11 protein-coding genes are annotated in these 12,229 nt (G+C 69.6%); 5 read left to right on the forward strand and 6 right to left on the reverse strand.

Going from position 1 to position 12,229, the window contains the following annotated elements; translation table 11 throughout:
- Positions 1-687 precede the first annotated feature (687 nt).
- A complete protein-coding gene (locus ACWCQK_RS35065) occupies positions 688-4,407 on the forward strand; it encodes a S8 family serine peptidase (RefSeq protein WP_451162091.1) in 3,720 nt (1,239 codons plus the stop codon).
- A 391-nt stretch (positions 4,408-4,798) separates the two neighbouring features.
- On the opposite strand, the gene ACWCQK_RS35070 is transcribed toward ACWCQK_RS35065, so the two are convergent.
- Entirely contained in the window at positions 4,799-5,566 is a 768-nt protein-coding gene (locus ACWCQK_RS35070; protein ID WP_451162114.1) for a phosphotransferase, read from the reverse strand.
- A gap of 676 nt (positions 5,567-6,242) precedes the next feature.
- Here ACWCQK_RS35070 and ACWCQK_RS35075 point away from each other — a divergent pair.
- Positions 6,243-6,533 (forward strand): hypothetical protein, encoded by a 291-nt coding sequence (locus tag ACWCQK_RS35075; protein WP_451162093.1) that lies wholly within the window; start codon positions 6,243-6,245, stop codon positions 6,531-6,533.
- Positions 6,534-6,894: 361 nt separating this feature from the next.
- Here ACWCQK_RS35075 and ACWCQK_RS35080 read toward each other — a convergent pair whose 3' ends face one another.
- On the reverse strand, positions 6,895-7,884 hold the full coding sequence (locus tag ACWCQK_RS35080; protein ID WP_451162095.1) for an alpha/beta fold hydrolase: 990 nt from the start codon (positions 7,882-7,884) through the stop codon (positions 6,895-6,897).
- A gap of 140 nt (positions 7,885-8,024) precedes the next feature.
- Between ACWCQK_RS35080 and ACWCQK_RS35085 the strand changes: the two genes are divergently transcribed.
- Positions 8,025-8,738 (forward strand): helix-turn-helix domain-containing protein, encoded by a 714-nt coding sequence (locus ACWCQK_RS35085; protein WP_451162097.1) that lies wholly within the window; start codon positions 8,025-8,027, stop codon positions 8,736-8,738.
- Complete coding sequence (locus tag ACWCQK_RS35090; RefSeq protein WP_451162099.1) at positions 8,735-9,376, forward strand: DUF6461 domain-containing protein; 642 nt, start codon at positions 8,735-8,737, stop codon at positions 9,374-9,376. Before ACWCQK_RS35085 ends, ACWCQK_RS35090 begins: the two co-directional genes overlap by 4 nt.
- 71 nt (positions 9,377-9,447) lie before the next feature.
- Here ACWCQK_RS35090 and ACWCQK_RS35095 read toward each other — a convergent pair whose 3' ends face one another.
- Together ACWCQK_RS35095 and ACWCQK_RS35100 are read right to left on the reverse strand one after the other, a co-directional pair.
- On the reverse strand, positions 9,448-10,110 hold the full coding sequence (locus ACWCQK_RS35095) for a hypothetical protein (protein WP_451162101.1): 663 nt from the start codon (positions 10,108-10,110) through the stop codon (positions 9,448-9,450).
- Positions 10,110-10,571 carry a DUF2199 domain-containing protein gene (locus ACWCQK_RS35100; RefSeq protein WP_451162116.1) on the reverse strand — a complete coding sequence of 154 codons (462 nt, stop codon included), beginning with the start codon at positions 10,569-10,571 and terminating at the stop codon, positions 10,110-10,112. Before ACWCQK_RS35100 ends, ACWCQK_RS35095 begins: the two co-directional genes overlap by 1 nt.
- Before the next feature lie 315 nt (positions 10,572-10,886).
- On the opposite strand from ACWCQK_RS35100, the gene ACWCQK_RS35105 reads away from it, so the two are divergent.
- Positions 10,887-11,477 carry a DUF4240 domain-containing protein gene (locus ACWCQK_RS35105; RefSeq protein WP_451162103.1) on the forward strand — a complete coding sequence of 197 codons (591 nt, stop codon included), beginning with the start codon at positions 10,887-10,889 and terminating at the stop codon, positions 11,475-11,477.
- Between the two features lie 69 nt (positions 11,478-11,546).
- Here ACWCQK_RS35105 and ACWCQK_RS35110 read toward each other — a convergent pair whose 3' ends face one another.
- Together ACWCQK_RS35110 and ACWCQK_RS35115 are read right to left on the reverse strand one after the other, a co-directional pair.
- On the reverse strand, positions 11,547-11,729 hold the full coding sequence (locus ACWCQK_RS35110) for a hypothetical protein (protein WP_451162105.1): 183 nt from the start codon (positions 11,727-11,729) through the stop codon (positions 11,547-11,549).
- A 145-nt stretch (positions 11,730-11,874) separates the two neighbouring features.
- Positions 11,875-12,229: hypothetical protein (locus tag ACWCQK_RS35115; RefSeq protein WP_451162106.1), on the reverse strand; the 355-nt coding region annotated here is incomplete at its 5' end.

Raw genomic sequence — 12,229 nt, forward strand, 5'->3', positions numbered from 1 at the left:
CCCCCGGGCGCCTCTCCCGATCGATTCATGAACATTACGGAGCTCGAGGCGAACTCGTTCGTTCCGCTTGCGGAGACTCGCCCTGCTCACGTGATCCAGACGAGAGACCCTGGCGCGTGCCGTGACGGTGCGGGCCTGGCGTCGTTGACAAGGCACCCCCGAACCGGGCCCCGGGAGACTCTTGACCAACCTCCCGGGGCCCGGTCCCCCGGCTGACCGCCTGCGAAGCCGTCCGGGGCAGCGTCGGGCGGTGCGGACGCGCTCTCCCGCCCAGGCAGCTTCTACGCTCCGGCTGCGGTCACCGCCCGGCCTTCCGGCTCCACTCTCACGGATACGTCGCCCATCATGTGGGAGGGCGCGGGCAGTTGTCGCAGGATTACGGCGGGGATGTCGGCCCGGCCGGAGGCGGCATTGAAGCCCTCGAGATCGTCAGGCCTGCAACCTCAGCGCGATCGGGCGGAAGTCCGCGAGTCAGAACGCGGAAGAGGCGGTGCGGCCGCCTTTTCCGGCGACGGCTTGCCGGTACGCGAGGAGCCGCGGCTGCTTGGCACACAAGCGTCATGGCCTCGATGCGCCATGTCCATGATCTGGTTCAGCGTCAACTCCTCGTCTGAGTATGGCCCCGGCCCGCACCGCGGTGCGGAGCCGCTCTTGGATGTCTGCGCTTTCGAGGAGCTGGTGCAGGGGATGGGATCGAGATCGAGGACCGCGGCCGTGGTCGCGGCGACCGCGGTGGCGATGTTCGCCGCCGGGCTGCCTGCGGCGGCCGAGCAGGAACCGAGCGCCGGGGCTGGGCATTTGGTGGCGCCGTCGGCGGCCGCGTTCGCGCAGCGTACCGTCACGCTGATCAGCGGCGACCGGGTCGGCTTCACCGGCAGCGGGAACGGACTGCAGGTCAGCGGGGTGACCCCGGGTGCCGGGCGGGGGAACATCGCCTTCACCCGGGCCAGGATCGACGACCACGAGTACGTGGTCCCCGTCGATGCCACACCGGCCCTGGCCGACGGGCGGGTGGACCGGCAGCTCTTCGATGTCACCGCGCTTGTCGCGCAGGGCTTCGACGACGCCGCCCGGGCGGACATCCCGCTGATCACCACCGCGCAGGCGGCTCCCGCGCTGCGCGGGTCGACCGGCCGGGAGGCGTTTCCCGGGCTGGGACTGACGTCTCGTACGGTGCGCAAGTCCGAGGCGTCCACGGCCTGGCGGGGATTTCTCGCCGCGGCGTCGGGCAGCTCCCGCGCCGCGTCCGGGAAGCTCTGGCTCGACGCGAAGGTCAAGGCGAGTCTCGACCGCTCTGTCGCGATGATCGGCGCGCCCGTCGCCTGGCGCAAAGGCCTGGACGGCAAGGGCGTGAAGGTCGCGGTGCTGGACACCGGATACGACCCGACCCACCCCGACCTGAAGAGCAAGGTCATCGCGGAGAAGAACTTCTCCTGGGACGAGAGTGTCACCGACCGCAATGGCCACGGCACGCACGTCGCGTCGACCATCGCCGGGAGCGGAGCGGCCTCGCAGGGCCGGTACAAGGGCGTCGCGCCGGGGGCCGGACTCCTCATCGGCAAAGTCCTGGACTCGAGCGGGACCGGCGACATCAGCGGCATCTTGGCCGGCATGGAATGGGCGGCCGCAGAACACGCCAACGTCGTGTCGATGAGCCTGGGTTCCAGCCTGCCGAGCGACGGGAGCGATCCGCTGTCGCAGGCGGTGGAGACCCTGTCCCGCGGCGATGGGCCGCTGTTCGTCGTCGCGGCCGGAAACGAGGGCAGGGCGCACAGCATCGGCGCGCCCGCTGCCGCGCCCAGCGCGCTGACCGTCGGGTCGATCACCAAGCAGGGCGGGATGTCGTCGTTCTCGTCCCAGGGGCCTGCGGTGACCGACGGCGGCGTCAAGCCCGAGATCACCGCGCCCGGCAGTGCGATTACCGCCGCCCGCGCCGCGGGCACCCTGGGCGCGGTCGCGAACAGCCAGTACTACGCGACGCTCAGCGGCACGTCCATGGCGACCCCGCACGTGTCCGGCGCGGCTGCCATCCTCAAGCAGCGGCACCCCGGTTGGGACGCCCAGCGCCTCAAGGCGGCTCTCGTCGGCACGGCCGTCCCGGTCGGCGGAGCGGGGGTGTACGAGCAGGGCGCGGGCCGCGCGGACGTGCCCGGCGCGCTCTCGTCCCGGATCACCGCCTCCCCGACCGCGGTGTCGGCCGCACCAGCCTGGCCATACGGCGGCAGCCTGGTCCGCACGGTGACCTACCGCAACGACGCGGGCAAGGACGTCCGGCTGAGCCTGTCCCTGACCGGGACGGCACCCGTCTCGGTCGCCCCGCGCCAAGTGACCGTCCCGGCCGGCGGCACCGCCGAGGTGAGCGTTCGGATCGACGCGCGCCGGTTGTCCGCGGGCGCCCACAGTGCGTGGATCACCGCTCGCGGCAGTGACGGCAGCACGGTCCGTACCCCGGTCGGCATCGATGCCGAGGCGCCGACCGCCACGTTGACCCTCGAGCCCGCCGCCCTGCGTCCCGGGGTCGAGACGGCGTACACGACCCTGGTGGTGCAGAACGAGAAGACGGGCCAGGCACAGCTGGTCGGCCTGACCACGGCCTCCGAGGAACTCCGGCTGCCGCTCGGCGACTACCGGGTGTTCGGCGGGGTGTGGGAGTACGTCCGCCACGGCAGGGCGAGCGTGCCGGAGACGTCCGTGGCCGTCGCCCGGCGCGTCACCCTCTCCGGCGACCGGACGCTTGAGACCGACGTGTCCGGGGCGAAGCCCGTCACCATGGGCATCGACGACCCGAAGATGCGGATCAGCGAGCAGGGGTCGGCGACCGGGCTGGTCTCGTCGACCGGCGCGGGCGCCCCGGTCGGGCTGGCAGCACCGATCTACGCCGGTGCCTACACCTCTTCCGCCGTCGGCAGCTCCCGGATACCCGGGCTGACGTACTTCTCGGCCGCGGCCTGGGAGCAGCCGTACGTCCTGGCCACGACCGTGGGTGGCACTGGCGCCCCGGTGGATGTTCCGGTGTGGCAGGTGTCCTGGCAGCGGGTGGAGTGGAACGTGGAGGCGCAGGTCACCGACGCGGGCTACGGCGCGGACCTGACGGGGCTTCGGCTCAAGGACCGGATCGTGCTCCTTGAGACGGACTGGAGCCTGCCCTGGGAGGAGCTGACGCGGCGGTACGAGGCCGTCAAGGCGGAGCATCCGGCGGCGATCCTGCTGGCGGGCTCGGCGTCGATCGACCCTGCCGACCCGACGCTGGGGACCGGCGACCAGGGGGTGGCTCTGCTGCGTGAGCGGCTGGCCAAGGGCGAGCTGACTCTTCGGATCAGCGGCGCCCGCAACGGTGACCGCGCCTACTTCACGTTCCACACTCATGGCGACGGAGTGCCGGCCGGTGCGCACTGGCAGGACGCGCGCCAAAACCTGGCCCGCGTCGACCACAGCTTCCGCACCACCGGATACCCGAACGACCCCAAGGGGATCTACGGCTGGGCCACGTACAACGGTCTGCAACTGGCCCAGCAGTGGACGCTGTTCCGGGCACCGCACAGGATGACGGCGTACTACACGCCCGACGTCCCGTGGACGACGGCCACGTTCGAGTACGCGACGGACGCCGGGGCGCTCGGCGCGCAGTACACCAACCCGACGGTCTACCGCCGGGGGCGCACGGTGACGGACAGCTGGCTCACGGGGCCCTTCAATCCGTCGCTGTCGGCGAACGGACCCGATGGCCGGGCACAGGCGACCCGCGACGGGGACAAGCTGCGCCTTGCGCTGCCGATGTTCTCGGACGCGGCGGGCCACCGGTCGGAGCCCGCGCGGTCGGTGGAGTCCGGCGAGACGGTGCTGCGCGACGCCTCGGGCAGGGTGCTCGACCGCAACGACGTGCCGGGTCAGGGTGTTTTCGACGTGCCCGCGCGCGGGCAGTGGTACGAACTCGCCTCCTCCGCGCATCGCGACGCCGCGGAGTGGTCGCTCGGCACGCATGTGACGGACACTTGGCGGTTCCGCTCGGAGCACACCGGCGGTGAGCACCCGCTGCCGCTGCTCGACACGCGCTACGACATGGCCGGGCTGGACGGTGACAACTCCGTACCCGAGGGGTCGGAGTTCACCTTCGGCCTCGGCATCGACCGCCCGGGGTCGGGTGGCGGCGCCGATGGCGAGCGGGTGTCGGTGCGGTACTCCACGGACGACGGCGCCACCTGGCAGCCGGCGAAGGTGCGGGGCCGGGACGGGGACCGGCGGGTGACCGTACCCGCGATGGACACCGGCTGGGTCTCGCTCAAGGTGACGGCCTCGGACCGTACCGGCGCTTCCGTCACGGAGACGGTCACCCGGGCCTATCGGGTGGGCTGCCCGGAGTACTGGTGCGCCTTCGCCCCCACATGGCCGCACTGGCCGGCCCGATAGTCCGCAAGCCGAAACGACGACGGTGCGGGCCGGGGCCTCAGGCCCCGGCCCGCACCGTCCTGCCGTGCCGGTGCCTGCCGAAGCCGATCCCCGCCCAACGACCGGAGCGACCGTCCCCGCGCACGCACCAAGCAGCACTCCGGCTACCGGCCAGCCAGCGCAGGACGCGCAGCCGAGTTTCTGAGCTGAGCAGCAACAGATCATGTCCCAGATATGCGGTGCCCTCGGTCTCGGCCCGCAGCTGGGCGGCGAGCTCACAGCGCCGGACGTGCTCCTAGCGTTGCCGCACGCTGATCCAGACCGGAACCGTCTCCTACCAGTTCCAGGCCACCGAGGACGGACGCGGCGCCAAGAAGCACCCGGTGAGTTTGTCCGCGAACGTACGGTCCGGTCAGTTCAGTAGGGCAGCCGTGAACGTCTTGCGGTGGTCCACCAGCCAGGTCTGCACGCGGTCCCAGCGCTCCCATCCACCACGCTCGGCCAGCGCCTGGAGATAGACGGGGTCCGCGCTGGCTACGCGGCAGGCGACGAAGGCCCGGCAGACCTCCGTGGCCTGCTCGATGACGCCAGGCAACTCGGCGCGGCCCTCCGCCGAGAGGCCGTAGCTGTCGACAAGAATCCGCAGCCGTGCGGCCGCATCCAGCCCGGGGGGATAGAGAGCGACTGCGGACTCGGGATCAAGCATGGGTACCCAATAGCGGGCGGTCATGGCGATGTCCCAGAGGACACGGCCCGGGGCCGCCAAGTCGAAATCGATCAGGGCCGCGGCACGACCGTCACGGAAGACGACGTTCTCCGGGCACACATCGTTGTGGCACAACATCTCTCCCCCTTCCGGGTCGGCGAGGTGCAGCGGCCACTCGGCACGGGTGTCCACCGCGACGGCTGCGCTGCTCTCATGCAGACGCCGCAGCAGGCTCCCCACCGATTCGAGGGCAGAACTCCCCATCGCCCAGTTCGGGAACGGCGCCAGAGCCACGTCGCCGGGGATGAAGGTCAGCTGCTCACGGCCATCCGCGGTGAGACCGACAGGGGCCGGCGCCGCATCGAAGCCATGCTCCTTCAGCGCAAGGAGATAGGCATGCAGGGCCCGCGCGTTGCGCGGTGCCGGTCGCTCCACCAACTCCCCCCGGCGGAAAACCGCCCCCGCGTTCGCCATCCCGCCGACCAGCGCCTCGTCTTCAGCCGTCACGAGAATCACGCTATCGCCAGATCGACCCCGCGCGGAGCGGACTGCACATGACGTGGATCAACGCATGACGGAACGCACGACGCGGAATCCCACGTCGTCGACCTGGGAAATCGGGTGGCTGCGGCGCCGCGCGAGGCCCCGCAAAACAACCTCGCCCGCTGGCAAGGCGAAGCAGGAAACCCCACCGGCACCGCCACCCCGCTCGCCGAACTACTCGAGGACCAACTGCAGGTTCTGGGACCCGACCATCCCTACACCCTCATGACCCGCAACGCTCTCGCCCACTGGCGGGAGCGGGCGGGGGGGGGAGAATGACCCGGCCGGCCGGTAGCTCGAGCAGTTCGGCGACCGCCTTCGTGCCCTTGGCGGCGTCACCACCCCCGGACCCAAGCACCCACTGGATCAGCAGCGCGACCAGCACCACGCCGCCATCCAACGCGCGCACCGCCACCGAGGCATCCGGGGCGACAAGGGCGTTCGTACAGTGGCGCGCTCCGCCTGGACGCCATGAACCACGCCCGCTCGACAGACGTGTGGGCCGACGGCGGACGGGATGGGAGCTGGGGAGGACGGTGGTGGAGGCAGTGGAAACCACAGGTCAGGCCCGTATGGATCGGGCCAGCCGTCGCGTTAGCCTGCGGCGGTGAATGAGGCGACGATCGGTTCTCCGCAATCCTGCGACTCGTGCGGGCGGCCCGGATTGGTGATCCAGTTCGACAGCTGGGCGGAAGGCGGAACGCTCCTCTACCGGGATCCCGCCCTGTACCCGGTGTGCGAGCTGCTTGAAGACGCCGACAGCGGCGATGTCGGAGACGCCTTTTATCGGGTCGTAACAGACCTCGATCTTCGACTGGCGAGCTTTGAGGCCAGCTTGGCTGCGCGGTGGCGAGAGAAGGTCCGTGCCGGGCAGCGGAAAGCCACAGCGAGCGGGTGAACGGCCGCCAGGATGGCGCTGAGCGTCACGCCTGCACGCGGCTGCTGACACCAGTGCCTGATGACACCAACGGGCGCGAACGACAGCGGTCTTCACCTGACCTCCATGGACGATCGGCCGAGATGCAGGCGCGGTTCGCCGCCGTCGACTGTCAGTGGCGATCGACCTCATAAGGATGAGGACAGACCCCGGAGCCTCCGCCTTGCACGGGTGCCGTCATCACTGTCGGCCGGCGTCCGTCAGCGGGCGGTCTGCGGTCTCCTCCGTTGGATTGCCGCCTTCACCGAGCAGACCGCCCTCCGCTGCGTCGACGCCGCCCACCCTCAACGAACCGCCAAGGTGCCCAGGTAGCCCGTGTGGTTCAACCCTGGAGGGTGGCGAGCCAGTCGGTCAGCAGGCGGTTGACCTCGTCGGGGCGCTCCTGCTGGATCCAGTGGCCGCAGCCGTCCAAGAGGTGGGAGGCCGACAGGCCGGGCAGGGTGGTGGGGTAGGCGTCGATGGCGTCGGACATCCAGGTGGTGGAGGCGTCCTGGGCGCCACCGATGAACAGGGACGGCTGCTTGATCGGGGCTCCACGGTGCGCGGCGAGGTCTTCCCAGTCCCGGTCCATGTTGCGGTAGCGGTTGAGTGCGCCGGTGATCCCTGTGCGCTCGAACTCCCCGGCGTAGACGTCGAGGTCGCCCTCGCTCAGCCAGGCCGGGAGGACCTCAGTAGGAAAGCGGTCGCGCAGCCGGCCGCCGCCACGGGCCACGAAGTGCGGGTCGGGCTCGCCCTGGGCGGGCATCGTGTCGGCGGACAGGGCCGCGTAGAAGCCCGCGAGCCAGCCCCGGACGTCGGGCTCGATCTCCGCCTCGGCGCGGCCGGGCTCTTGGAAGTAGGAGACGTAGAACTCCTGCTCGGGGCCGCCGATCTGTCCGAAGACGTCGGTGGGGCGGGGGCCGCCGGGCGGCGCGTAGGGGACGCTCAGCAGGCCGACGGCGCGAAAGACCTCGGGGTGGAGCAGGGCGGAGGCGGCGGCGATGTTGGAGCCCCAGTCGTGGCCGACGACCACCGCGCTCTCCTCGCCGAGGGCTCGTACGACGGCGACGTTGTCCTCCACCAGGTCGAGCATCCGGTAGGCGTCGGTCGCCTCCGGCTTGGAGGAGCGGCCGTAGCCGCGCACGTCGATCGCCACCGCCCGGTGGCCGGCCGCGGCGAGGTGCGGGAGCTGGAGGCGCCAGGAGTACCAGGACTCGGGGAAGCCGTGTACGAGCAGGACCAGCGGGCCGGTGCCCTGCTCGACCAGGTGCAGGCGTCCGGCCGCAACCTCGACGGTGCGGCGGCGGAGCTCGGCGGTTGGCTCGGGCTGCATGGGCTTCTCCTCGGTTCGCGGGCGGACGCGGCTGCCCATCGATCATGCGGCGCGGCACCCGTCCGACGCGATCAGCCTTGCCATTCTGGCAAACTCGCAGGACAGAGGAGTCGAGCGGCACGAGCCAGAAGGGGCTGAAGGTGGCAGTCGACGACGTGGACGGCACGCTGGCCGCGATGGGGCCCCGGTTGCGGGCCGCGCGCGAGCACCTCGGCGCGACGCTCGCCGGTGTCAGCCGCGCGACAGGCATCTCGGCCAGCACGCTGTCCCGGATCGAGACAGGCCGGCGCAAGCCCACCCTAGATGTGCTGCTGCAGCTGTCGAACGAGTATGGCGTCTCCCTGGACGAGTTGGCCGGCACCGCACCCACCCCCGCGGCCGAGCCGCGCGCTGCAGCGCCGCTGAGCTTCGGCGACGACAAGGTGGTGCTGCCGTTGACCCGGTACGTCGGCGGCCTGCACGCCCACAAGCACGTCCTGCCCGCCCTGGAGGACCCGCCCGCGCGGCCCCGTCAGGTCTCCCACGACGGCCACGAGTGGCTGTGCGTCCTGTACGGGCGGCTGTGGCTCGCACTCGGCGACCAAGACCTCGTCCTGACCCCCGGAGACGTAGCCGAGTTCGACACCCGCACCCCGCACGGGGTGGCGAACGCCGGACCGGGCGGACCGGTCGAGTACCTGATCATGTTCGGACCCCAGGGCGAGCGCCTACGGCCGCGCACCCCTCCGGCCGCCGGCCGCGGGAACCGCCAGCACGAGCCTGGCTACCCGTCGCGCCACGCGCATGACCGAGAACACGGCGGCCCGGCAGGGCCGGCGAGCGGTACCCAAGTGAACGACGGAGGCAAAACATGAAGACAGACGCGGACATGGATTCGCTCCGCTGGGCAGTGGCCTGGATGTGCGTCACCTTTACCCGCGGCCTGAGCCCCGAGGAGGTCTTCACCCGGTACGGGGCCGACCCGGACCAGGCACACCTGCTCGACTGGGACACAGCCTCGGACCTGGTCCCGGGCGACTCCGGTGACGCGATGGTCTCGCTGCTGCGGTCCGGGAGGATCGATGAATGGGCCTTCTGCGTCGAGGAGGAAGGCGGCATCGGCCTCGGGGAGGAATCGCTCGCGGAGTTGTCTCGCGGCACGGAGACATACAGCCTGGCGACGACCGACGGAATCGACGTCTTCCAGTACTGGCGTGACGGCGAATGCGTCGAGTACTTCGAGCCAGGCATGGAGCACACCCGGTCCGAACCGTTCGGCCCCTGGTGGGATCGGGTGGAAGCGGCGCTCGCCTCGCGCGAAGGAGAGGATGCCGGGATTGCACCTGTGGTGGCCCTCGTGCTGGACCACCTCGGCATCACCCTGGACGACGCCACCCTCGCCGCCCCCTGGCCCAGCCTGACGCTCACCGAGGACGACGCGCCGTCGAAGCCACGGGGCGACACCTACACAGGCGAGGGACCGGTTTTGCCCGGGACTGTCGAGATCCTGTAAGACCACACAACGTCAATGGTCTTGAAACTCAAGCGTCAGTCGTCAGGGTGCTCAGATCCGTTGCCCGTGGGTCAGCCACCGTGGAGGGCCCACTCGTCGAGGCCGCCGTAGATGTGCGCTTCGAGGCACCGCGGGGCGTCAAGGCCCACGGCCTCACCTCGGTACACGGCGATGAGTGAGTCCTTGCCCCGCCGCCAAGAGTCGGTCACACCCTGCACTTCGGGCACCGGCTCGAATTCGCCAAGATCCAGTGCGTCGACGGCCGTGCGAGTGACCCTTGTGACGGTCGTGGCCCAGCGGCGGGCATGAGCGGCAAGCGCCAGGGATTCCACCCATCCGTCAATGCTGGCATGCAGGGGCGTCCAGCGGTAGGCATCGATACCGAATGCACCGTCGGGGCCGATCATGAAGCGGTAGGCCATGGACACCCGGCAGCCTCCTGCCGGGAACGACCAACCTTGTGCGGGCGTCTCCTCGGGGCAGTCGGCGTCCAGGATGCGCGGCCCGCCCTCGTAGAACGGGGCCGGCGGCAGGGCGAGGCCGCCCCAGCAGTGCTGGAAGGCAGTGGCCCGTTCGATCTCCGCAGCGGGGATCCCATGCTCGATCCACGCGTCGTGGTGTCGCCGGATGTCCTGCCGTCGAACGCGGATGCCCTCCGCCTCGATGAACCGCCGGGCCCTGCGACTCAGGCCGGCAGGCGCGACCGGGATGGGCGATACGGGCTGGTCGGCCATTACTGCTGTTCACCGTCACCGGCGTGGAGCACGGCCGACGCAATCTCCCGCACGCGCTCCAGGCTGATCCCTGTGTGCTGCTCGACGGCGAGGGGGTGGTGGGTGGGCTCCAGCTCGACGAAGGGGCGCTCGCCGACCGGACGGGTATGGACGTGCGTCTTGAGGTTGAGCGTCGTCGGGTACACCGGAAGATCGGTGGTGAGCCAGCCGAAGTACGGCTTCTCGGCCTCGCGGCCGGGCCTGTCCCACAGATCTGAGGCCCGGGAGAAGCTCTCTCGGCTGAGCGAGACCCAGACGCCCCAGGAGAACACCTCATCACTGCCGATGACCGGTATCTCGATCAGACCCTTGACGAAGTAGTGCTGACCGCGGACCACGCACTGATCCGTGGAGAGGAAGCAGTCGTCGGCGTCGGCGAAGGCCGGATCCCACACGGCGGGGGCCTCGGCCGTGTAGTTCATCGGCAGCTCAGGGTGGTGGGCCCCGCAGCACGCGCAGGTGAACCCGAGATCACTGGTCATGGTGCTCGAGCCTAGCGACGAACTCCCGTGGTACATCGGTCGGGCATGCATGAGGTGCGGAGCCAACTAGCGTGCGCAAGGACCAGCTGTCCTGTCGCGGCGCAGGCGGCAGTTGACGTGACGCTGACTTGCATAGGTGCCAGATGTTCTGGGCCTGCGGGCCGGTGTCGATCTCAAACGATCTGGCTTTCGCGGAAGTGGTGATGGCACCAGGTAGCCCCTCCGTTGTCAGTGGCGCCTGGGAGGGTACTCGCCGTGAACCTTGAGAACTTCTGGGAACTTGTAGAGACGTGTCGCCGACAGGCAGACGGCAGGGATGCGCGACTTACTTGTCTTCGTTCCGATTTGTCGCGCAGGCCGCTGGCGGAGATCGTTGAGTTCCAGATGTGCCTCGACCAGGTGACCCGTCAGGCTTTCACCTGGGAACTGGTGGCTGCGGCGGAGCGGATCTTCGGCGGCTTGTGTTCGGATGACGACTTCTGCTACTTCGGCCTCTGGATGGTCGGGCTGGGCAAAGACGCCTTCGGGCGAGCCGTGCTCGACCCTGACGCTCTGGCTGACACTCCTGAGGTCCTGCGTCTGGCGGGACGAACTTGGAAGACCTGGGGTGATGACTGGCCCGGGTGGGAATCGCTCGACTATGTGGCATTGGAAGCCCATGCGATTGTGACCGGGAATCCCGACGACTGTGGGGATGCTTTCTATGCGGCTGTGGAGACCCGGCGGGGTGAGCACGCGGTCAGCCAGGGCCTGGCCGGAAAGCGCTGGAATGTTCGGGATGAAGACGAGGCGGCCCGCAGGCTGCCAAGGTTGAGCGCCATGTTCCCGCTCAGCGCCGACGCGTGAGTCGCGACGATTAAGACGCCGAGACTTTGGCGTTCTGCACGGGATGGCTTTCACGGAAGCGTGTGCAGGTCAGCCGTCTTGCTCTTCGGTGAAGCTGCCCGCGGTCTCCCTGAGACGATGCCGTGCCGCATCCAGACGCTCCGCGTAGTCAGCGGCGAAGATCCCGGGAAGTGCCTTGTCCAACGTTCCCGCGATCTTGTGGATCGGGGCCCATGCAGCCGGATCGTCGACCAGACGGCTGAGATGAGTCATCTGAACCCGCTCCAACCAGTCTGAGAGGACGAGTGCCTCGTCGGAGGTGAGCTTGATCGCCGTCGAACATCTCCGCGTCCGCAAGGTGTGGGTCGACGGCGGCTACCGCTGCACAGTGAGCTTGAACCGACTTGCAATGCCTGTATCACTGAACATCGGCCGTCACCGTCCCGGAGAATTCTTGGACAATGCCGGAGAATGTGTGACCAAAAGAAATGTCTTTCACCTTGGGTATATGCGTCAGCGATGCCAGCCCAGTCTGACTGTACGAGACAATTATTGTTCTCGTCTTCGCCATGCCAATCGAGTGCGAATCGCCGGTCCCGCAGCCGGAAGGATCCCGACGCCCAGTCCCAAGCTCCTCGTCGAACTCGTCAGCACCAGAGGCCTCCTGGAAGCGAGCCGCGACGGCGTGTGCCGCGTCGGGCATGCCGGGCCGGGCGCTGCGCAGCAGGCGGACCACGTCGCGGGTCGCGGGCCGCAGTTGCGTCTCGGGCACC

The sequence above is a fragment of the Streptomyces sp. NPDC002306 genome (assembly GCF_053593435.1).

Coding starts and splice junctions, on each gene's coding strand:
- ACWCQK_RS35090 (WP_451162099.1), top strand. CDS start 8,735: ATGAAGACAGACGCGGACATGGATTCGCTCCGCTGGGCAGTGGCCTGG.
- ACWCQK_RS35095 (WP_451162101.1), bottom strand. CDS start 10,110: ATGGCCGACCAGCCCGTATCGCCCATCCCGGTCGCGCCTGCCGGCCTG.
- ACWCQK_RS35065 (WP_451162091.1), top strand. CDS start 688: ATGGGATCGAGATCGAGGACCGCGGCCGTGGTCGCGGCGACCGCGGTG.
- ACWCQK_RS35080 (WP_451162095.1), bottom strand. CDS start 7,884: ATGCAGCCCGAGCCAACCGCCGAGCTCCGCCGCCGCACCGTCGAGGTT.
- ACWCQK_RS35100 (WP_451162116.1), bottom strand. CDS start 10,571: ATGAACTACACGGCCGAGGCCCCCGCCGTGTGGGATCCGGCCTTCGCC.
- ACWCQK_RS35070 (WP_451162114.1), bottom strand. CDS start 5,566: ATGGCGAACGCGGGGGCGGTTTTCCGCCGGGGGGAGTTGGTGGAGCGA.
- ACWCQK_RS35110 (WP_451162105.1), bottom strand. CDS start 11,729: ATGACTCATCTCAGCCGTCTGGTCGACGATCCGGCTGCATGGGCCCCG.